Genomic DNA, 19,713 nt, shown 5'->3' with positions numbered 1-19,713 from the left:
GGGTGCGCTCGGGAAGGATCGGCACCTGGTAGCGCATCAATGAAGGCAGTAGCGCCCCACCCTGCCCGGTTCTGCGGAATGTGGCGGTGCGCAGCGCGATCGGGTGCGGTGAGCTCACCACTGCGATGGCATCGACAAGCCGGGGATGCAGGTTGGCGGTGGCCCAGCAGACCAGACCGCCCTCGGCATGCCCGACGAGCGTGGCCGAGGTGTGGCCCAGCGCGCGAATCAATCCGGCGGTGTCGCCGGCCAGTGTCCATCCGTCGTATCCGCGCGGTGGTTTGTCGCTGCCCCCGTAGCCGCGCAGATCGACGGCCACCACGCGGGCGTCCGTCAGTTCGCGAAGCTGATGGCGCCACGACCACCAGAAGGAGCCGAATCCGTGCAGCAGCAGTACGAGCGGTCTGCTGGTGACGGCTACGGTCGGTGTGCTGGGGGCCTCGGCCTCCACCACGTGAAACCGAATTCCATTGGCATGCACGTCGAAATGACGCCATGGGCCGACGATGCGGACCACGGACGGGTCGGGGTGGCGGGCCGTCTGATCAAAGAGCATAGGTGTGTCGGTATCGAGCCGACGTGAATCAGTTACCAGCCCGACGGGTCTGCGGGCTTGGCCGACTTGGTCAGTGCGGGGGTCTCATCGTCTCGCGAGGTGAACACGGTCCGTGTCTCCTTGACGGAGGCGATGGTGTCACGCGGTCCACGGATTCGTCTGACCTGGAGGAAACCGATCAGCACCGCCAGGACGGCGACGAACACCATGGCGGCGAAGATGATCAGATAGGCGGCCCAAGCGGGCAGCCAGATCTTGAGAATCTCGGCAGCGAAAAAGAAGAAGAAGAACGTCGAGTAGAACAGCACGACGAGGGCCGCGATGAAGAAGATGCTGCCCGCAACGCCCTTCTTGACGTCCCGGACGACCTCGGCGCGGGCCAGCTCCACCTCGGCGCGCACCAGGGCAGAAACCTGGGTGGTGGCGTCACGGACGAGATTGCCGATGGTGGGTTCGCCGGTGCCGGTCGCGTTCGGATCGGACAGCGGAATGGCGGCGACGGTGATCGGAACACCATTGCTGTCTGTGCGGTAGTTGCGGCTTCCAGGGCTGCTCACTGTGCTCCCTCCGTGTCCCCTTGCGGGTCCGGTGTGATGTCGTGCGGCCTATGTTGCCACGTCGATGGCGCCGGGGTTGCGGCGCGTCTGACCGGGCGGCGTCGTTACCCAATCGATAACACTGTGACAGAAGTGACCAGTGTGAATCTTGTTTAGAATGGGTGGCAGGCATGGCCGACGGGGGAGAGATGCGGCCGGAATGAGAAAGGCTGCACCAATGAGCCGCATGCGTGAAGAGGCTAAGGCGCCGATGAGGTCATCTGGGCGGCGTATGCGATACGGGTTGTCGGTCCTGATCGCGCTGTTCGGCCTCGTCGCGGGCGTGATTCCGGCTGGCGCGGCCCCCGCGGCCGGCGCCGATGACAAGGTGCCCATGGGCGGTGGCGCCGGGCTGGTCATCAACGGCGACACCCTCTGCACGCTGACGACGATCGGTCACGACAACAAGGGCAATCTGGTGGGCTTCACCTCGGCCCACTGCGGTGGTGCGGGTTCGCAGGTGGCCTCGGAGGACTTTCCCAAGAAGGGTGTGCTCGGCAAGTTCGTCAACGGCAATGAGCAGTACGACTACGCGACCATCCAGTTCGATCCCGAGAAGGTGCAGCCGGTGAACACCTACAAGGGTTTCACCATCACCGGAATCGGGCCGGACCCGCAGCCCGGTGACATCGCGTGCAAGCTGGGACGTACCACCGGCAACTCATGCGGCGTGACCTTCGGGGCCGGAGCTGAGCCCGGCACATTCATCAATCAGGTCTGCGGACAGCCAGGGGACTCGGGTGCGCCGGTCACCGTGAACGGACAGCTGGTGGGAATGATCCACGGCGCTGCGACCAAGCTGCCGGTGTGCGTCATCAAGTACATCCCGCTGCACACCCCGACCACCACGTACTCGATCAACACCGTGCTGGCCGATATCAACGCCAAGAACCGCACCGCCGGAGTGGGTTACACCCCGGTGGGATAGCCCCCGGTCGTTGCGCTCGAGTCGGTCCTACTTGCTGGCTCTGATCGCCTCGAAGACGCTCGGGTCGACCAGTGTCGAGGTATCGCCCAGCTCGCGCCCCTCGGCCACGTCACGCAGCAGCCGCCGCATGATCTTGCCGCTGCGGGTCTTGGGCAGCTCGGGTACCACGTGAATCTCGCGTGGCTTGGCTATGGGCGAGATCTCCTTGGAAACCTGGGCTTTCAGGTGCGAGACGAGCTCGTCACCCTCGACGGTGTGGCTGGCCTTGAGAATCACGAACGCCACGATGGCCTGCCCCGTCGTCTCGTCGGTGGCGCCGACGACGGCGGCCTCGGCGACACCTTCGTGTCCGACAAGTGCGGATTCCACCTCAGCGGTGGAGATCCGGTGCCCGGAGATGTTCATGACGTCGTCGATGCGACCCAATACCCAGATGGCGCCGTCGCTGTCATAGCGTGCGCCGTCTCCGGCGAAGTACCAGCCTTTGTCGGCGTAGCGGGACCAGTAGGTCTCCTTGAAGCGCTCAGGGTCGCCCCAGATGCCGCGCAGCATGGACGGCCACGGCTGATCGAGCACCAGATAGCCGGTGACCGGTTCATCGCCGCTGGCCGGCTCCAGCAGATTCCCGTCGTCATCAACGATTTTCGCGGAGATACCGGGTAACGCACGCATCGCCGAACCGGGCTTGGTGTCGGTGACGCCGGGCAGCGGGGAGATCATCGCCGAGCCGGTTTCGGTCTGCCACCAGGTGTCGACGATGGGGGTGCGGTTGCCGCCGATGACCTCGCGGTACCAGCGCCATGCCTCAGGGTTGATCGGCTCACCGACGCTGCCCAGCAGTCGCAGGCTCGACAGATCGTGTGCGAACGGGATGTCGCGCCCCCACTTCATGAACGTACGCACCAGCGTGGGAGCGATGTAATAGATGGTGACACCGTACTTTTCGATGATCTCGAAATGCCGGTGCTCGTTGGGCGAGGTGGGTGTGCCCTCGTAGACCACCTGAGTGGCGCCGTTGGACAGCGGGCCGTAGACGATGTAGGTGTGGCCGGTGACCCAGCCGATATCGGCTGTGCACCAATACACGTCGGTCTCGGGCTTGAGGTCGAAGATGTTGAAATGCGTGTACGAGGTCTGCGTCAGGAAGCCGCCTGAGGTGTGCACGATGCCCTTGGGCTTTCCGGTCGTCCCCGAGGTGTACAGCAGGAACAGCGGATGCTCGGAATCAAAGGATTCGGGCGTATGGGTGGTGTCGGCGTGAGCGACCGTCTCGTGCCACCACAGGTCGCGTTCCTGCGTCCAGTCGACGGGAATCTCGGTGCGGCGCACCACGAGAACATGTTCGACAGAACTTGGCTCGCCGCCCAGCGCTTCGTCCACGGCGGCCTTCAGCGGGGCAGCGGTGCCGCGCCGCCATTGGCCATCGGAGGTGATGACCAGCTTGGCCTGGGCGTCGTCGATGCGCGCCCGCAGCGCGGCGGCGGAGAATCCCGCGAACACCACCGAATGCATCAGCCCCAGCCGCGCACATGCCAGCATCGCCACGATCGCCTCGGGCAGCATGGGCATGTAGATGGCGACTCGGTCACCGGACACCAGGCCGAGCTCGGTCAGATAGTTGGCCGCCTGGCTGACCTGAGTCAGCAGCTCGGCGTAAGTGATGGTGCGGGTGTCGCCGGGCTCGCCCTCCCAGTGGATGGCGACGCGATCACCATTGCCGGCCTCCACGTGCCGATCGACGCAGTTGTACGCGACATTGAGCTTGCCGCCGACGAACCACTTCGCGAACGGCGCCCCGGACCAGTCGAGTACCTCACCGAAGGGCTCGCTCCAGTGCAGGCGGTTGGCCTGCTGCGCCCAGAACCCGAGTCGGTCTTCCTCGGCCGCCTGGTAGAGGTCGGCGGTCGCGTTCGCCGTCGCCACAAACTCCGGTGACGGCGGGTAGCGATCCGGTTCGGTGCTGATTTCGGTCATCTGATCTGGCCTTTCTGCCATAGACAGGTCCGCTTCGAAAGCCTAGTGGGCGGTCTTGATTACCGAGAAGTAATTGGGGTCGTCGTGCAGATCCGGGCGCGGCGGTGTGTCGATGAAGAGACATCGGCGTGATACCCGCCTATGGTTCGTCCTACCTATTTCAGCTACCGAAGGGAAGGGTGAGGATGAGGTTCCGCCGACTGGCCGTCGCGTTGCTCGTTGGTGTTGCCGCGATCCTTCCCGCCGGCTGCGGTGACCTCGTGACTCCGGCGCCGCCGGGCTACTTCAGCATGTACATCACCGAACCCGAGCACACCTTGGTACCGGGAAACACCACCGAGAATCAGGGTGGTCGGATCCTGCGCTCGCTATTTACCGCGCTGGTCGAGTTCAACAATGACACCGCCGAGGTGGAGTACACCGGGGTGGCCGAATCGATCACCAGTCACGACAACATCAACTGGACGATAAAGCTCAAGCCCGGATGGACATTCCACAACGGGGAACCGGTGATGTCCCAGTCCTATGTCGACGCATGGAATTACACCGCCCTGAGCACCAACGCCCAGGGCTCCTCGAGCTTCCTCGCCAATGTCGACGGGTTCGATGATCTGCAGGGTGACCCGAAGAACAAGATTCCACCGCGGGCGACACAGATGCGCGGATTGCATGTCGTGGATGACCTGACGTTCACCGTGCGGCTGAACACTCCGTTCGCGATCTACCCGATGACATTGGGGTACACCGCGTTTCTCCCGTTGCCCAAGGTCTTTTTTCAGGATCCGGCCAAGTTCGGGGTGCACCCCATAGGCAACGGCCCGTTCAAGGCAGACGGCGATTGGGTGCGCGGCGTCGGTTTCACGCTGAGTCGCTACGACCAATATGTAGGCCCGAAGAAGGCCAAGTCCAAGGGCTTGATCTGGCGCGTGTACACCGAGGGACTGACCGCGTACACCGATATGCAGGCCGGCGCCCTGGATATTCAGCTTGATCTGCCCGACTCCGCCTACGAGAACGCCAGGGCCGAATTCGGATCGGCCTTTTTGGAGCGGCCACGCCCGGACATCACCTCACTGGGCTTTCCGATGTATGACCCGCGGTTCGGTGATGTGCGTGTGCGCCAGGCGATTTCCATGGCCATCGATCGCGAGGCGATCACCCAGGTGATCTTCTCCGGCACTCGCACGCCCGCCACTTCTTACGGTTCGGCGGTGGTCTACGGGTACCGCAAGGGGGCCTGCGGAAAGCTGTGTGAGCTGCACGTCGACGAGGCCAACAAGCTGCTCGATGACGCTCATTTCGATCGGAGCAAGCCCATTGAGCTGTGGTACAGCTCGTCGAGCACCGGTGCGTTGTCGTGGGTGCAGGCCATCGGAAACCAGCTGCAGTCCAACCTGAAGGTGCCGTACATCCTCAAGAGCCTGCCGTGGTCGCAGTTCCTGCCGTTGCAGGACAGTAAGGGAATGACAGGACCTTTTCGGTCCGGCTGGGTGATGGATTACCCGTCGATCTACAACTTCCTTGAGTCGTTGTACGGCACGGTGGCGCTTCCTCCTGCCGGATCGAACTACGTGTTCTACAGCAATCCAGCGTTCGATGAGCTGCTGCGGCAGGGCAATAACCAACCGACCGTGGAGCTTGCCACCAAGGCGTATCAGAAGGCGGAGGACTTGTTGTTCAAGGATCTTCCGGCCGCCCCGCTGTTCTATGAGGTCAACCAGGCGGTGCATTCCAAGCGGGTGAGCAATGTCAAGATCGGCATCCAGGACTGCATTGAGTACGCCGATGTGGAGGTCGTGCAATGACCGCCAAACTCCTTGATGTCCGGCACTTGTGGCAGAACGCAGGCATGTTTCGCTACATCGTGAAGCGGCTGCTGCTGGCCATCCCGGTACTCATCGGCACATCTCTGCTCATCTACGCCCTGGTGTACGCGCTGCCGGGTGATCCCATTCGGGCACTGGCGGGTGACCGCCCATTCACGCCCGAGGTCATGGCGCAGCTGCGCGAGCGCTTTCACCTCAACGATCCGTTCTTGGTGCGGTACGGCAAGTACATCGTGGGCTTTCTACACGGTGACTTCGGTACTGACTTTCAGGAACGTCCTGTCGCGCATACCGTTGCACAACGCTTGCCGGTGACCTTGCGGCTCACGGTGGTGGCGGTGGTATTCGAGACGATCATCGGCATCACCGCCGGAGTGCTGTGTGCGGTGCGCCGGGGATCGTTCTACGACAACCTGGTCCTCGTCACCACAACCCTGTTGGTCTCGATGCCGGTGTTTGTGCTCGGCTTCTTGGCGCAGTACCTGTTCGGCTTCAAGCTTGGCTGGTTCCCCATCGCGGGAATCCGGGACGGCTGGTACAGCTTCCTGCTACCTGGACTGGTGTTGGCCTCACTGTCCATGGCCTATGTCGCTCGCCTGACCCGGACCTCGATGCTGGAGACCATGGATGCCGACTACGTCCGTACCGCCCGTGCCAAGGGCATCTCCGAATCGCGCATTCTGCTGCGGCACACGCTGCGTAACAGCCTGATTCCGGTGGTCACGTTCATCGGGGCAGATGTCGGGGCGCTGCTGGCGGGGGCCGTCGTCACCGAATCGGTGTTCAATATCCCCGGACTGGGGAGAGCGACATTCGACGCGGTCCGCAACCAGGAGGGTGCCGTGGTGGTGAGCATCCTGACGTTGATCGTCTTCTTCTACATCTTCTTCAATCTCGTCGTCGACATCCTGTATGCGCTGCTGGATCCGAGGATTCGCTATGAGTGACCCCATACACGCTCCGGGCCCGGTGTCGGGCCCCGACGCCGCTGCCGAATCGCTGGTGGAGCAGGCGGACCTCTGGGGTAATGCCTGGAAATACTTGCGCCGCAGCGGCTTCTTCATCACCGGGTCGATCCTGTTGACGATTCTGGTCTTGATGGCGTTGGCGCCACAGTTGTTCACCTTCGGGAAAGACCCCCGCGACTGTGACCTCTATCAGGCCCGTAAGGGGATCAGCGCGGCCCATTGGCTGGGAACGGACCTGCAGGGCTGCGACTACTACGCCAATGTGGTCTATGGAGCCCGGGTGTCACTGACGATTGGGCTGATCGCGATGATCGGTGTGCTGATCATCGGTGTCTTCGTCGGGGCGCTGGCGGGATATTTCGGGGGCATCGCGGACTCTGCTTTGTCTCGTTTGACCGATGTCTTCTATGGCATTCCCACGATTCTGGGCGGAATGATCCTGTTGTCCGTGGTGGGCCATCGGACCGTGTGGAGTGTCGCAGGTGCGCTGATTGTGTTCGGCTGGATGACCTCGATGCGGCTCGTGCGTTCCAGCGTGATGACCATCAAGCAGAGCGACTACGTCCAGGCCGCCATCGCGCTGGGAGCACCGACATGGCGAATCCTGCTGCGACACATACTTCCCAACGCGTTGGCGCCGGTCCTCGTGTACGCCACCATCGCGGTGGGTAGCTTCATCGCGGCAGAAGCCACGCTGACCTATATGGGCATCGGTCTGGAGTTGCCGGAGATATCGTGGGGGCTGCAGATCAATGACGGACAGTCCCGTTTTGCCACCACGCCACGACTGGTCATCGTTCCCGCCCTGTTCCTGTCGGCCGCCGTGCTGGGCTTCATCATGGTGGGCGACGCCCTCCGCGACGCTCTCGATCCGCGGAGGAGGTAGACGAGGTGCCAACAGATTCCGTGATCGAGATCAGGGACCTCACGGTCGATTTCGAGGTTGATAAACAATGGGTGCCGGCCGTCAAGGGTGTCTCGCTGACCGTCGCCAAGGGCGAGGTGCTTGCCATCGTTGGCGAGTCCGGTTCGGGAAAATCCACCACCGCCATGGCCATTCCGGCGCTGTTGCCCTCCAGCGCGCGCATTGACGGAAGCATCAAGCTCAACGGTTCCGAGTTGCTCGGTGCCACCAATGACGAGCTGCGAGAGGTGCGCGGCAAGGACGTCGCCGTCATCTTCCAGGAGCCGATGACGGCACTAAATCCGGTGTACACCATCGGCTGGCAGATCGCCGAGGCCGTCTGTGCGCATAAGAAGGTGACGCGCCGTCAGGCACGCGACCGCGCCATCGAGCTCCTTGAGCTGGTGGATATGCCCGAGCCGCAGAAGCGCGTTAAGCACTACCCGCACCAGCTTTCCGGCGGGCAGCGTCAGCGAGCGATGATCGCGCAGGCTCTTGCGCTGGATCCCGGGCTGCTCATCGCCGACGAGCCCACCACCGCGCTCGACGTGACCGTGCAGGCCGAAATCCTTGATCTCATGCGCGATCTGCGACATCGCATCGATGCTGGAATCATTCTGATCACGCACGATATGGGTGTGGTGGCGGACATGGCGGACCGCATCATGGTGATGAAGGACGGTGAGGTCGTTGAGGAGGGGGATGCCGATGCCATCTTCCACCGGGCCCAGCAGCCGTACACGCAGCAGCTGCTGGCGGCGGTGCCCCACCTGGGTGCCACCCTGCACGGCAATGACGAATCTTTGGAACCGCCAAGCGATCTTGCGCTAAAGGTGGAGCACGCGGTCATCGAGTATCCGGGCAAGGGGGGAAGCTTCCGGGCCATCGACGATGTGTCCTTCTCCATCGGCCGGGGTGAGGTGGTGGGCCTCGTGGGCGAATCAGGTTCCGGGAAATCCACCATCGGGCGTGCCGCGGTAGGTCTGCTCAAGGTGACATCGGGAACTATCTGTGTTGCGGGACATGATATTTCGAAGGCCAACCGCAAACAGCTGCGGGACATCCGGAGCAAGGTGGGGGTGGTGTTCCAGGATCCGGGATCATCGCTGAATCCGCGATGGCCGATCGGCCAGTCGATCGCCGAACCGTTGACTCTGCACACCGATATGGATCGCTCCCAACGGGAAAACCGCGTCAAGACGCTGCTGGAGCAGGTGCAGTTGCCCGCGAACATGCGAAACCGCTTCCCCCATCAGCTCTCTGGTGGGCAGCGGCAGCGTGTCGGCATCGCGCGGGCCTTGGCGCTGGAGCCAACGCTGCTGATCGCCGACGAACCGACCTCGGCGCTGGATGTTTCGGTGCAGGCGCGGGTGCTCGAACTCTTCGCCGAGCTACAACGTGAGCACGGCTTCGCATGCTTGTTCATCAGCCATGACCTGGCGGTGGTCGAATTGGTCGCGAGCCGTATCGCGGTGCTCAACCATGGCCGCCTCGCTGAATTTGGTTCCGATAAGCAGGTATTGACCGCACCAACGGATGACTACACCAAGCGTCTGCTGGCGGCGGTGCCGGTTCCCGACCCGGAGCAGCAGCGGATCCGGCGCGAGGAGCGCAAGGCGTTGCGGTGAGTCTGTTGCACGACGAGCCATTCAGTACCGTTAGTGGACCATGACTGATCCACTCGCGCCGCTGGCCACCTTGCCGGGAGTATCCGAAGCCGCCGAATCCGCTCGCGACGCGCTGAGCAAGGTTCACCGTCACCGCGCCAATCTGCGGGGATGGCCGGTGACCGCGGCCGAGGCGGCGGTGCGGGCGGCCAGATCCTCGTCGGCGCTGGATGGTGGCACCATGAAGCTGAGCGCCGATGGAGCGGTGGATGACCCGGTATTGGCAGGTGCGCTGCGTGTGGGGCAGGCCCTCGATGGGGACGCGCTCAGCCAGATGACATCGGTGTGGTCGCGCGCACCGCTGCAGGCATTGGCGCGTCTCCATGTGCTGGCGGCCACCGGCATGGCCGACGAGGACACTCTGGGACGGCCGCGCCCCGGTGTCGATACCGAGCGGCTGGAGCTGTTGGCGCAGCTGATCTCGGGCGGAACATCGGCGTCCGCACCGATTCTTGCGGCGATTGCACACGGGGAACTCTTGGCGCTGAACCCATTTGGTTCTGCCGATGGTGTGGTCGCGCGCGCGGCATCCCGGTTGGTGACAGTGTCGCGCGGTCTTGACCCGCATGCGCTCGGTGTTCCGGAGGTGATGTGGATGCGTCAATCGGGAAGATACCGAGAGCTTTCCTCCGCTTTTGCCGAGGGGACGCCGGAGGCTATTGCCGCGTGGATTATCTTCTGCTGTCAGGCATTAACGGCAGGGGCTGCTGAGGCGACATCGATTGCCGATACGGCGTCGAGCTGATGAAAACCGTCTGTACATAAAAACGGGCGACGGTCCGAATAAATCGGCCCGCCGCCCGTTAGCACGGATCCTCCGGTTACCAAGCGTGCATTATGGGTTGTGTGGGTGGCCTCGGCGCTTTCACGACGCTTCTTACTCGGACTTCACCCAAGAAGTCTGATGAGTCGTCTCTGTTCGCGATTGCGCAGGCCCACAACGCTTCTGCCCTTGTCGCGGCGTGCTCCGCGTGGGTGCCGTGGTCCGTGCTGGGAATCCTAGGTCGGGAGATCGATCCTTCTCTTCCGAGTCGACCTTGGCCTTGCCAGGCTTCCGTACCTTCTTTCTACACTGAGACGACGGTCGCATCAAGGGGCAATTCCAATGGTCACTACTTTGTTACTCGCGTACCAAAAGTGACGCGTGTCTAGTACTACGGTCGCAGCTTGCGGATTAACGAATAAGTAAGTGCCCCAGCGGCAATCGCGCTCAGTCCAACGGCGGCCGTAGTGGCGGCCGCGGCACCGGAGGGGACCGGTATCCGATCACCCAGCGACACGGGCCGCGAAAACGTCAGCACCGGCCAGCCGCGCGCCATGGATTCCTTGCGCAGCGCCCGATCTGGATTGACGGCTGTCGGGTGACCGACAGATTCCAGCATCGGTAGGTCGGTAATCGAATCGGAGTAGGCGTAGCAGTGTTCCAGGGGGTAGCCCTCGCGTTTGGCGAGTTCCTGGATCGCTGCCACCTTCCCTTCGCCGTAGCAGTAGAAGGCGACATCGCCGGTGTACTTACCGTTCTCCACCACCATGCGCGTAGCCATGGCGTGGGTCGCGCCGAGAGCGCGGGCGATGGGCGCGACGATCTCCTCGCCCGAGGCGGAGACCACCACGACATCGCGGCCGCAGAGTTTGTGGTCGGCGATCAGGTCAGCGGCCTCGGCGAACACCAGCGGATCGACGATGTCGTGCAGTGTCTCGGCAACGATCGCCTTCACCTGCTCGACGTCCCAGCCCGTACACATATTGGTGATGTGCGTACGCATGCGATCCATCTGGTCGTGATCGGCGCCGGACAGCAAGAAGAAAAACTGCGCGTAACTCGATTTTAAGACGGCGCGTCTATTTATTAGGCCCTGGTCGAAGAACGGCTTGCTAAACGCGAGTGTGCTCGACTTCGCGATCACGGTCTTGTCCAGATCGAAGAAGGCTGCCGTCCTGGGGGCCGGCGCGCTATCCGTGGGCTGGCTGATGGCGTCGGTATCCCGGTCCTCAACGGAAGGGAAGGGTCCGGGTTCCGTTGCGTGGTCGGTCACAGCTCGAGGATAGATCTCACCGGGTGTGCCGTCGTGTCCATCCGGAAAGTCGCAGTTCAACGGGGGTGGTCTGGTAACGCAGCGGTGCTAGAAGAAGGGTTGCCTTTCTTTCCCTTTTTTCAGCCGATTGGTCTTGCCACCCTCACCTGGTTCGTGTGTATAGTGGGGTTACTCGGCTATGCCGAGTGTGTCTCAGCCCGACCCCCCGGGGCTGAAGCACGACGACCCTCGCCTCCTCCCCCCCTGGCGAGGGTCGTCCTCTTTTCTGGGGACGTTAAATCACCGGTTTTTGCGGTTCATCTCGGATCTATCCACAGATTCGCATCCATCCCCAATCTCGACGACGTCCCTGGTGCTCTCATCGCGCAACCTCGATGGTGGAGCGCGTGGAGGGAATGGCGGGAGAGCCGATCGTCGTCGCCGTGGGCGATCGAACTCTCGGCAACGACATCGAACGGATCGTCGCCGCGACCGGTAGACCGTTGATCCTCGCTACCGACGCCGGCGCGATCGGCAGGCAGGCGTGGACCCGTGCGGGCGCTGTGGTGCTCGACGGCGCTGATCCGTCGCTGGATGCGGTGAGTCGACTGCCGCGCCGAGCGCGGGTCCTGCTTGTCTCTCGCGACGAGCCGACGAGTGAGATGTGGCGAAGGGCAGTTGCGGTGGGTGCCGAGCAGGTGCTCGCCTTGCCCGAGGATGAGGTCCGGCTCGTCGAGGCTTGTTCAGCAATACCGCCCACCGCACGGGCGGGCCAGGCCCCGGTGATTGCTGTGGTGGGTGGGCGCGGTGGTGCCGGTGCATCTGTTCTGTGTGCCGCGATTGGCCTGAGCGTGCCGGGAGGTGCGCTCATCGTGGATGCCGATCCTTATGGCGGCGGAATCGACTTGCTGCTCGGGTGGGAGGACATCGACGGCCTGCGGTGGCCGGATATTGATATGCGCAGCGGTCGAGTGAGTTTCGACGCTCTTCGTCGTGCATTGCCACATCGTCGCGGGCTTGTTGTCGTGTCGGGCGATAGAACGGGAGGCGGCGGAAACGCGGAGGCAGTCGGTGGGGTGATCGACAGCGCACGGGAAGCCGGAGTGCCGGTGATCATTGATCTGCCGAGGCGGCTCAGCCCGACGAGTGTGGCCGCACTGGAGCGTACGGATTTGGTCGTCGTGGTGACGCCGGCCGAGGTACGGGCGTGTGCAGCCGCAGCGCTGGTGACTGCCGCGATACAAGCCACCAACCAGAACATCGGCACGGTGGTGCGCGGTCCGGCGCCGAGCGGGTTGCGCCCGGCGGAGGTGGCCGAAATCGTGGGAGTTCCAATGATCGCCGCTATGCGGCCAGAACCGAATCTCGGCAATCGTCTCGACAACGGTGGTCTACGGCTATCGGGGCGTTCACCATTGGCGGGTGCCGCGCGAGCAGTGCTGGCGCTGGTTTCGCGGGACGGCAAGGGTGCGGCGGCGTGACCGGATCGTTGATCGACCGTGTTCGGGAGCGGCTCGCCACCGAGAATGTCACGCTGCGTCCCTCGGCAGTGGCGGCCCTGATTCGCGCTGAATCCGGTGGCGTACTGGGCGATAGCGATGTGCTACACAACATAAAGGAGCTCCAGAGTGAGCTGGCCGGTGCAGGCATTCTCGAACCGCTGTTGTGCGCTGAGGGTACGACGGATGTCTTGGTCACCGCACCCGATCGGGTCTGGGTGGATGACAGTCAAGGGTTGCGGCTCACTACAGTGAGATTCGCCGACGAGGCTGCCGTGCGCAGACTCGCGCAACGGTTGGCTCTTGCGGTTGGACGACGCCTCGATGACGCGCAGCCATTTGTTGACGGACAGCTGACGGGCATCGGTCCGCCCCGTTCGGTGGTGCGTATCCACGCGGTGCTGGCGCCCGTCGCAGTAGGCGGCACCTGTGTATCGCTGCGCGTATTGCGCCCCACTGTTAAGGGTTTGGAGCAGCTGATCGCCGACGGCACCGTTGCGGAGGATGCCGGTGCGCTACTTCGCGGAATGCTTGCCGCCCGGCTGGCCTTTCTTGTCACCGGGGGCACAGGCGCAGGTAAGACCACCTTGCTTTCGGCACTGCTCGGAGCGGTCCACCCGTCAGAACGCATCATCTGCGCCGAGGACGCCGCCGAGCTCGCGCCGCGTCACCCGCATGTGGTCACGCTGTCGGCGCGCACCGTCAACGTCGAGGGCGCCGGGGAAGTGACTCTGCGCCAGTTGGTTCGTCAGGCATTGCGCATGCGTCCCGACCGCATCGTGGTCGGTGAGGTGCGCGGAGCCGAGGTGGTCGAACTGCTGACCGCCCTCAACACCGGCCACGATGGCGGTGCGGGAACCGTCCATGCGAACGCTCCGGCAGAAGTCCCCGCAAGGTTGGAGGCGCTCGGCGCTCTGGGCGGCCTTGACCGCGCCGCACTCCATTCTCAGTTCGCCGCAGCCATTTTATCTGTAACTGCTCGGGTGGTGTATCTGATTGTTCCCTAGGTGTTTTATTGATCATTTGGGGACCGTGGGATACATGATTTTGTGTAGCTGTGTATTCAACGTTGGGGGGTGACGTGCGCGGGCGATGTCCGAGTTCGTGGTTGTCCACCGATAGCGGGTACGGGCCTGAGGCCTCAGCGGCCCGCTCGCGACGACCAGATGGGCCATGGTCTGCATCGCCAGCACCAACCTATGATCTACTGTCTATGTACGTAGATAGTAGATCGGTGTCGGGACAACAGAACGCGCGGCGCCGGTGCGTACGTAGGTGCTGGGCGCCGAGGTATTGGGCGCTTGGGTATTTGGGTGTGTGGTACTGGATTTCGGCCGGAAGGGGTAAGCGCGTGCGTGGTTTGTCAAGGATGTTGATGAGTGCTGCGGCGACGGCGGCGATGGCTGCAGTCGGTGGCGTGTCGGTAGCTGAGGCGGCTACACCAGGCTGTTTGCACGCGATGGGCACACATCAGCGGATCGGTGATGCTGATGGCGCCGTGGTGCAGGAGTGGACCGTGAGCGGGCTGCGCCAGAGTGCCGATGCGGCACCGGGTTATCCGGTGGCCGGACAGCTCTGGGAGGCAACGGCGTGGGTGTACGCCGCAGCGGGGCCGGTGACTCCCCTCATCCCAGATCTGTCGGCGACTTCGGCGGCCGGCGAGCGGTACCCGGTGCTCTGGCAGGTGGCCAGTCCTTATGGCATCCCGGCGGCCACCTTGGCTCAAGGGCGCGCCGCGACCGGCAAGGTGTACTTCGATGTCACCGGTGATGCGCCGGCGATGGTGTCCTACCGCGCCGGTGGCGCCCCGATGCCGGCCGGTATGTGGTGCGACAAGGCGGCCATGAAAGCCATGATGACGGCGATGAAGTCCGCGCCGGATGCGGGCTGCCCGTGCTGCGCCGAGATGTCCGCACCCGCGCCTGCCCCGGACTGCTGCGCCGACAAGTCCTAGCGGGAGCTTCTTCGTGGCGAATTCGCCTGGCGGGCAGGGCGATGCGGCCGGCGGTTCCAGGTATATGGCCTGCCCCGGACAGGAGTGCGATGACCTACATACTGACGGCGGCGGCGGTACTGGTCTGTCCGCTGGTGATGGGCGCCATGATGTGGACGATGATGGGCGGCGATGGCGCCAAGGGTGCGGCGCCATCGGAGCTGCAGGCATTGCGCGCCGAGCTCGACGAACTCAGGTCACTGCGTGAGCGCACCCAGTAGTGGGCGTGGTGAGCGCGGTGGCGCCCCGTTTCGTCCGTGCCAGCGGGTGCGTCGGTGCATCCGGGCGTGGGGTCGGGGCCCCGTCTAGTGAATCTAGTGAACGGAAAGTTGTTCTATGGCTCTGGGGAGAAAAACGCGTGCTGTCCGGTGGCGCGGCGCGGGCACCGCGATGCCAGATTTGCGGGCAGACGTCAGTGGGCGTTGGGTCTGGGGTGTAGGTGTGGCGGTGGTGTCGGTATTCGCGGCGGTAGTTATCGCCGCGACGGTGACCTCGCGGGCCGGGCAGCGTGCCGCCCCTGATCCGGTAACGGGCTTGGACCATCCACCGGCGACCGTGGCAGTGGGCGCCCAGGTGCTGCCGCCGTGGCCTGCGCCTGCCGATGCTTCCGCGGCGGCTCAGGCGGCGGGGCTGCCGATGGCCCGCATGGAAGGCATTGTGCAACACATGCATGCCCACCTTGATGTGGTGGTCGATGGCCTGCCGGTGCCGGTGCCGGCTGACATCGGGGTCGATACCCGCCGGGGCACGATGAGCGCTCTGCACACGCACGACAACAGTGGTGTGGTCCATATCGAGTCGCCGGTGTCCCGCCAGTTCAGCCTCGGGGAGTTGTTCAGCGAATGGCAGCTCAGCTTGGCGGCCGATCATCTCGGCGGCCTGTACGTCGGGGCCGGAAAGCAGCTGCGCGTTGTGGTCAACGGGCTGATCCGGCCGGGCAACCCCGCCGCGGTCATCGTGGCCGACCACGATGAGATCGCCATCGTGTACGGCCTGCCGCACCCGGATGAGTCGATCCCCGCCACGTATCGGTTTCCCGAGGGCACCTAGGACCGCAGCGACGTACTATTTACGTACGTAGAACGTAAATAGTACGACGTAAATTTAGGTGCCGGTGGCGCCCCGGGTGGTGTGGGAGAGGCCGAGATTGAGTAGCCGAGGGTTCGGTGATCTGGAAGCTGTGGTGATGGACCGTGTCTGGGGCCGCGGCGATGACAGCTGCACCACGGTGCGGGAGGTTTTTGAGGAGCTGGCCGCCGAGCGTGACATCGCGTACACCACGGTGATGTCCACGATGGACAACCTGCACACCAAGGGCTGGCTGGCCCGCGAGCGCGACGGTAAGGCATACCGGTATTGGGCCACGTTGACCCGTGAGCAGCACAGCGCCCGGCTCATGCGTGAAGCACTCACCGGCGGCGGCCGCGCTGAGTTAGTGCTGACCCATTTCCTGGAACAGATCAGCGCTGAGGAGTCCGCGCGGCTGGCCGCGCTGCTGCCCCGTCCCGCCACCCGGCCGCGCCCCCGATGAGCATTGCGGTCTGTCTGCTGCTCTACAGCGCCGTGGTCGCCGTTTTAGGGCCGCGGGTGTTGTCGCGGCTGCGCTGCGCCGAGCACGCCCCGCATCTGGCGATCACGGCGTGGCTAGCTGCGATCGCCAGTGTGTTGGCCACCTGGCTGGCCGCGACCGCCCTCATGGGCATCGACGTTGCCCGACACTGGGATTCGCCGGCCCTGGTATTGGCCGCGTGTGTGACCCGCCTGCAGGCGATGGCCGTGGGCCAATCCGGTGTGGCGGCACAAGTTGCGCTGGTGGCCGCAGCGACGGGGACCGGTGCGGCCGCTGCGGTGCTGACGGTGCGGCTGGCCCGGGCCCTTGTTGGGCTGCGCAAGCGCGCCCACGAACACGCCCGCGCGGTACGCATCGTGGGCCGGGCCAGCGGCGACGACGATGTACTGGTGGTGGACGCCGCCACACCGGGCGCCTACTGCGTGGCCGGGCGCCCCGCGGCGATCGTGCTCACCACCGGCGCGCTGGGCGCTCTCGATGACCGACAGCTTGCCGCGGTCCTGGCCCACGAGCGTGCCCACCTGGCCGGGCATCACCTTCAGCTTGTCTGCGCGCTACGTGCTGCGGCCGCCGTCCTGCCGCGGGTGCGGCTGATCACAGAGGGAGCCGCTGAAGTAGCACGGCTGCTGGAAATGTGCGCCGACGATGCCTGCGTGCGCCAACACGGTAGCAGCGCGCTGCTCTCGGGCCTCAGGGAGCTGGCAGCCACCGCCCCCGCCGGCGCCCTGGGCGCGGCCAACCTCGCCGTCCTGCGCCGCGCCGAACGACTCGTCACACCACCAGGGAATGCAGCACGCGCCCGCGCCGCGGCGCTGTGGGCCACGGCCGCGGCGCTGATCGCGGCCGGCCCCGCGCTCATCGCGGCGCTGTCCCTGGCCGGGGCGCTGCTGTGCGGCTCCTGAACAGGACAGGGCCGATCCACCGACTACCGCGGGCATACACAGACCACGGCAAGCCCGTCAGGCACACCGGCGCTTGCTAAAAGCGGTCAGCAACACTTGAAGATATACCCCCAAGGGGTATATGTTGGGTGGGTGGACACCGCAGCCAACCATTCCGGGCACCATCAGGGACACCAGCTCGGCACACCCGGGCATGCCGAGCACGACGCGGCCGCACACCAGCGCGATCAGCATGCGGGCCATCATGAAGGCCATGCCGATCACGGCCAAGGGCAGGGGGGCCATCACGGCCACGGGGATCATGTAGGGCAGTTCCGCAGACTGTTCTGGATCATGGTGGTTGTCGCGGTCCCAGTAGTGGCTTTCGATCCCATGTTCGCGATGCTTATCGGCTATCAGTTACCCGCCGCCGGCTGGGTGCGGTGGGTGTCGCCGGTGCTGGGCACGGTGGTGTATTTGTGGGGCGGCAAGCCATTTCTGGTCGGGGCGGTCAGTGAGATTCGCAGCCGCACACCAGGAATGATGCTGCTGATCGGTTTGGCTATCACGGTGGCCTTCACCGCCTCCTGGGGGGCGAGCATTGGGGTGCTCGACCATCAGCTCAGCTTCTGGTGGGAGCTGGCGCTGCTGGTGGTGATCATGCTTGCCGGGCACTGGATCGAGATGCGGTCGTTGGCGCAGACGACTTCGGCACTGGATTCGCTGGCGGCGTTGCTGCCGGATACCGCCGAGCGGGTCGCGGGCCAGCAGGTCGTGGCCGTGCCGCTGGCAGATCTGCACGTTGGCGACATTGTGGTGGTCCGCCCCGGCGGGTCGGTGCCGGCCGATGGCCGGGTGGTCGAGGGCAGTGCCAGCCTGGACGAGTCGATGGTGACCGGCGAGTCAGCGCCGGTGCGCCGCGAGGTTGGTGATCAGGTAGTCGCCGGTACGGTGGCCACCGATTCTGGGCTGCGGGTGCAGGTCAGTGCTGTGGGGGCTGACACAGCGTTGGCCGGTATCCAACGGCTAGTTGCCGATGCGCAAGCCTCGACGTCGCGGGCTCAGCGGGTCGCTGACACCGCGGCCGGGTGGCTGTTCTGGTTCGCGTTAGGTGCGGCCATCATCACTGCGGCGGTGTGGATGCTGCTGGGGCATCCCGATGCCGCGGTGGTGCGGGCCATCACGGTGCTGGTCATCGCCTGCCCGCACGCGCTGGGCCTGGCCATCCCGCTGGTGGTTTCGATCGCCACTGAGCGCGCCGCCCGCGGCGGCGTTCTGGTCAAAGACCGGTTGGCCCTTGAACAGATGCGCACCGTCGATGTGGTGCTCTTCGATAAAACCGGCACCTTGACCAAGGGCACCCCGACGCTGACCGGGATCGAAGCTGCCCCTGGATGTGACGGCGAGGCGGTGCTGGCTCTGGCCGCGGCCGCTGAAACCGATAGCGAACACCCGCTGGCGCGCGCCATTGTGGCCGCCGCACAACAACGCGGCCTGGATATCCCGGCCGCGAGCGGGTTCGCCTCCGAGCCGGCGCTGGGCGTGAGCGCCGACGTCGCCGGGTCCGGCGTGCAGGTAGGCGGTCCGGCGCTGCTGGCAGCTCACGACGTCGCCGAGCTGCCGGTCGCTGAGCAGTGGCGCACCGAAGGCGCCATCATTTTGCATGTGCTGCTCGACGGGCAGGTCGCCGCGGCGCTGCGGCTGGCCGACGATATTCGCCCCGAGTCCGCCGATACCGTCAACGCCCTGCACAAGCTCGGGGTCAGGGTCGTGATGATCACCGGCGATGCCCACGCGGTCGCCGAGACGGTGGCGGGCCGTCTGGGGGTGGACCGCGTTTTTGCGCAGGTGCGGCCACAGGACAAGGCCGCCGCTGTAGCCCAGCTGCAAGATGAGGGTCACACCGTGGCGATGGTCGGCGACGGCGTCAACGATGCCCCGGCCCTGGCTCAAGCCGATGTGGGTATTGCCATCGGCGCCGGCACCGACGTGGCCATCGCCTCGGCCGGGGTCATCTTGGCCAGCTCGGATCCCCGCTCGGTGCTCTCGGTCATCGAGCTCTCCGCCGCCAGCTACCGCAAGATGAAGCAAAACCTGTGGTGGGCCGCCGGCTACAACCTCATTTCGGTGCCCTTGGCCGCTGGGGTCGCGGCCCCGATCGGCTTCGTCATGCCCATGAGCGCAGGAGCGATCCTGATGTCGCTCTCGACAGTGGTGGTCGCCCTAAACTCCCAGCTGCTGCGCCGCCTGGACCTGCGCCCACAAACCAGCGCCCGCCACATCCTGAACTCCTGACCCGAGCCCCCGGCACAGCTTGTGGGCGCCCACGAGTTCAG

General features: G+C 64.6%; 18 protein-coding genes. 14 read left to right on the top strand and 4 right to left on the bottom strand.

All coding sequences use genetic code 11. The annotated features are described in order from the left end of the window. Together B4400_RS10920 and B4400_RS10915 are read right to left on the bottom strand one after the other, a co-directional pair. Positions 1-556, bottom strand: a 556-nt coding sequence (locus B4400_RS10920) for an alpha/beta fold hydrolase (protein WP_139361358.1), incomplete at its 3' end; no start/stop codon positions are given. A gap of 32 nt (positions 557-588) precedes the next feature. Further along, entirely contained in the window at positions 589-1,113 is a 525-nt protein-coding gene (locus B4400_RS10915; RefSeq protein ID WP_078311578.1) for a phage holin family protein, read from the bottom strand. Positions 1,114-1,384: 271 nt separating this feature from the next. On the opposite strand from B4400_RS10915, the gene B4400_RS10910 reads away from it, so the two are divergent. Next, positions 1,385-2,080 (top strand): chymotrypsin family serine protease, encoded by a 696-nt coding sequence (locus B4400_RS10910; protein ID WP_078311577.1) that lies wholly within the window; start codon positions 1,385-1,387, stop codon positions 2,078-2,080. A gap of 27 nt (positions 2,081-2,107) precedes the next feature. On the opposite strand, the gene acs is transcribed toward B4400_RS10910, so the two are convergent. After that, positions 2,108-4,054, bottom strand: a complete 1,947-nt coding sequence (acs, locus tag B4400_RS10905; protein WP_078311576.1) for an acetate--CoA ligase — start codon at positions 4,052-4,054, stop codon at positions 2,108-2,110. Positions 4,055-4,239: 185 nt separating this feature from the next. Here acs and B4400_RS10900 point away from each other — a divergent pair, with 185 nt between their 5' ends. Genes B4400_RS10900 through B4400_RS10880 form a run of 5 tightly spaced genes read left to right on the top strand, consistent with a single transcriptional unit; the run spans position 4,240 to position 10,164 of the window. Continuing rightward, complete coding sequence (locus tag B4400_RS10900; RefSeq protein ID WP_078311575.1) at positions 4,240-5,859, top strand: peptide ABC transporter substrate-binding protein; 1,620 nt, start codon at positions 4,240-4,242, stop codon at positions 5,857-5,859. Beyond that, positions 5,856-6,827, top strand: a complete 972-nt coding sequence (locus B4400_RS10895; RefSeq protein ID WP_078311574.1) for an ABC transporter permease — start codon at positions 5,856-5,858, stop codon at positions 6,825-6,827. Before B4400_RS10900 ends, B4400_RS10895 begins: the two co-directional genes overlap by 4 nt. Continuing rightward, positions 6,820-7,734 (top strand): ABC transporter permease, encoded by a 915-nt coding sequence (locus tag B4400_RS10890; protein ID WP_078311573.1) that lies wholly within the window; start codon positions 6,820-6,822, stop codon positions 7,732-7,734. The genes B4400_RS10895 and B4400_RS10890 overlap by 8 nt, the downstream gene beginning before the upstream one ends. A 5-nt stretch (positions 7,735-7,739) precedes the next feature. Beyond that, the gene (locus B4400_RS10885) at positions 7,740-9,380 is read left to right on the top strand and encodes an ABC transporter ATP-binding protein (RefSeq protein ID WP_502688391.1); all 1,641 of its coding nucleotides are present in this window, start codon (positions 7,740-7,742) and stop codon (positions 9,378-9,380) included. Positions 9,381-9,420: 40 nt separating this feature from the next. Beyond that, entirely contained in the window at positions 9,421-10,164 is a 744-nt protein-coding gene (locus B4400_RS10880; RefSeq protein WP_078311571.1) for a Fic family protein, read from the top strand. Positions 10,165-10,573: 409 nt separating this feature from the next. On the opposite strand, the gene B4400_RS10875 is transcribed toward B4400_RS10880, so the two are convergent. Continuing rightward, the gene (locus tag B4400_RS10875; RefSeq protein ID WP_170914976.1) at positions 10,574-11,392 is read right to left on the bottom strand and encodes an HAD-IB family hydrolase; all 819 of its coding nucleotides are present in this window, start codon (positions 11,390-11,392) and stop codon (positions 10,574-10,576) included. Between the two features lie 458 nt (positions 11,393-11,850). Here B4400_RS10875 and ssd point away from each other — a divergent pair, with 458 nt between their 5' ends. The 8 genes from ssd (at position 11,851) to B4400_RS10830 (ending at position 19,672) form a co-directional block, all read left to right on the top strand. After that, on the top strand, positions 11,851-12,915 hold the full coding sequence (gene ssd / locus B4400_RS10865) for a septum site-determining protein Ssd (protein WP_502688393.1): 1,065 nt from the start codon (positions 11,851-11,853) through the stop codon (positions 12,913-12,915). Beyond that, positions 12,912-13,940, top strand: coding sequence for a TadA family conjugal transfer-associated ATPase (locus B4400_RS10860; RefSeq protein WP_078311569.1), 1,029 nt, complete (start codon positions 12,912-12,914; stop codon positions 13,938-13,940). Before ssd ends, B4400_RS10860 begins: the two co-directional genes overlap by 4 nt. A gap of 362 nt (positions 13,941-14,302) precedes the next feature. After that, positions 14,303-14,887, top strand: a complete 585-nt coding sequence (locus B4400_RS10855; RefSeq protein ID WP_052511080.1) for a DUF1942 domain-containing protein — start codon at positions 14,303-14,305, stop codon at positions 14,885-14,887. Between the two features lie 89 nt (positions 14,888-14,976). Then, complete coding sequence (locus B4400_RS24620) at positions 14,977-15,147, top strand: hypothetical protein (protein WP_165589745.1); 171 nt, start codon at positions 14,977-14,979, stop codon at positions 15,145-15,147. A gap of 115 nt (positions 15,148-15,262) precedes the next feature. Further along, positions 15,263-15,976, top strand: a complete 714-nt coding sequence (locus tag B4400_RS10850) for a MoaD/ThiS family protein (RefSeq protein WP_054432060.1) — start codon at positions 15,263-15,265, stop codon at positions 15,974-15,976. Between the two features lie 97 nt (positions 15,977-16,073). Then, positions 16,074-16,457 carry a BlaI/MecI/CopY family transcriptional regulator gene (locus B4400_RS10845; protein WP_043079378.1) on the top strand — a complete coding sequence of 128 codons (384 nt, stop codon included), beginning with the start codon at positions 16,074-16,076 and terminating at the stop codon, positions 16,455-16,457. Beyond that, positions 16,454-17,398, top strand: a complete 945-nt coding sequence (locus B4400_RS10840; protein WP_043079339.1) for a M56 family metallopeptidase — start codon at positions 16,454-16,456, stop codon at positions 17,396-17,398. The genes B4400_RS10845 and B4400_RS10840 overlap by 4 nt, the downstream gene beginning before the upstream one ends. 333 nt (positions 17,399-17,731) lie before the next feature. Beyond that, positions 17,732-19,672 (top strand): heavy metal translocating P-type ATPase, encoded by a 1,941-nt coding sequence (locus tag B4400_RS10830; RefSeq protein ID WP_043079341.1) that lies wholly within the window; start codon positions 17,732-17,734, stop codon positions 19,670-19,672. The last annotated feature ends 41 nt before the right edge of the window (positions 19,673-19,713 follow it).

The sequence above is a fragment of the Mycobacterium sp. D16Q13 genome, from assembly GCF_002013375.1.
In the GTDB taxonomy this organism is placed as follows: domain Bacteria; phylum Actinomycetota; class Actinomycetes; order Mycobacteriales; family Mycobacteriaceae; genus Mycobacterium.
The sequence above is the reverse complement of the archived record's forward strand: the minus strand, read 5'-3'. Positions and strand labels throughout refer to the sequence as shown.

Coding starts and splice junctions, on each gene's coding strand:
- B4400_RS10900 (WP_078311575.1), top strand. CDS start 4,240: ATGAGGTTCCGCCGACTGGCCGTCGCGTTGCTCGTTGGTGTTGCCGCG.
- B4400_RS10840 (WP_043079339.1), top strand. CDS start 16,454: ATGAGCATTGCGGTCTGTCTGCTGCTCTACAGCGCCGTGGTCGCCGTT.
- ssd (WP_502688393.1), top strand. CDS start 11,851: ATGGCGGGAGAGCCGATCGTCGTCGCCGTGGGCGATCGAACTCTCGGC.
- B4400_RS10850 (WP_054432060.1), top strand. CDS start 15,263: ATGGCTCTGGGGAGAAAAACGCGTGCTGTCCGGTGGCGCGGCGCGGGC.
- B4400_RS10830 (WP_043079341.1), top strand. CDS start 17,732: ATGGTGGTTGTCGCGGTCCCAGTAGTGGCTTTCGATCCCATGTTCGCG.
- B4400_RS10910 (WP_078311577.1), top strand. CDS start 1,385: ATGCGATACGGGTTGTCGGTCCTGATCGCGCTGTTCGGCCTCGTCGCG.
- B4400_RS10890 (WP_078311573.1), top strand. CDS start 6,820: ATGAGTGACCCCATACACGCTCCGGGCCCGGTGTCGGGCCCCGACGCC.
- B4400_RS10895 (WP_078311574.1), top strand. CDS start 5,856: ATGACCGCCAAACTCCTTGATGTCCGGCACTTGTGGCAGAACGCAGGC.
- acs (WP_078311576.1), bottom strand. CDS start 4,054: ATGACCGAAATCAGCACCGAACCGGATCGCTACCCGCCGTCACCGGAG.
- B4400_RS24620 (WP_165589745.1), top strand. CDS start 14,977: ATGACCTACATACTGACGGCGGCGGCGGTACTGGTCTGTCCGCTGGTG.
- B4400_RS10855 (WP_052511080.1), top strand. CDS start 14,303: ATGTTGATGAGTGCTGCGGCGACGGCGGCGATGGCTGCAGTCGGTGGC.
- B4400_RS10880 (WP_078311571.1), top strand. CDS start 9,421: ATGACTGATCCACTCGCGCCGCTGGCCACCTTGCCGGGAGTATCCGAA.